This window comes from Myxococcus sp. AM009, from assembly GCF_013372605.1.
GTDB classification, from domain to species: Bacteria; Myxococcota; Myxococcia; order Myxococcales; family Myxococcaceae; genus Myxococcus; species Myxococcus vastator.
Window position 1 is genome coordinate 1 of record NZ_JABXEP010000375.1, and the last position, 413, is coordinate 413.

Genomic DNA, 413 nt, shown 5'->3' on the forward strand with positions numbered 1-413 from the left:
GCGTGGGCGCCGGAGTCGGGGTCGGAGCGGCAGTGCCGGGCGTCGATGCCGGGCGCCGGATGACTTCGACCGCGGGAATCACCCGCCGTGTCTTCCTGTCGTTCACAGTCGTACGTTACCTGGTGCGAGTTTTCCGGGCATGCCCGGCTTCACGGCTGGAGGGATGCTGAAAGGTCGACCTTCCATCCGGACGGTTCACGGACCATCCGGACCTCGTGAGAGTTGCCTCCCGCGCGCACGAGCACTGTCGCCACGTCTCCCTCCTCCCGGACCAGCGAGACCTCCGTAACATCCGGAGGCGGAGGGACATTCGCGAAGAAGAGGGCCAGGGGCTCCGGCTTTTCTTCACCACCGGAGGCCGCGCCTACCACCTGCGCCCGCTGCGCCAGCGCGTCCTGGGTGGGCTTGGACAG

General features: G+C 68.0%; 1 pseudogene. It reads right to left on the reverse strand.

From position 1 onward, the window contains the following. Nucleotides 1-149: 149 nt before the first annotated feature. Nucleotides 150-413, reverse strand: a pseudogene (locus tag HV824_RS35945) (hypothetical protein); the annotation flags it as partial.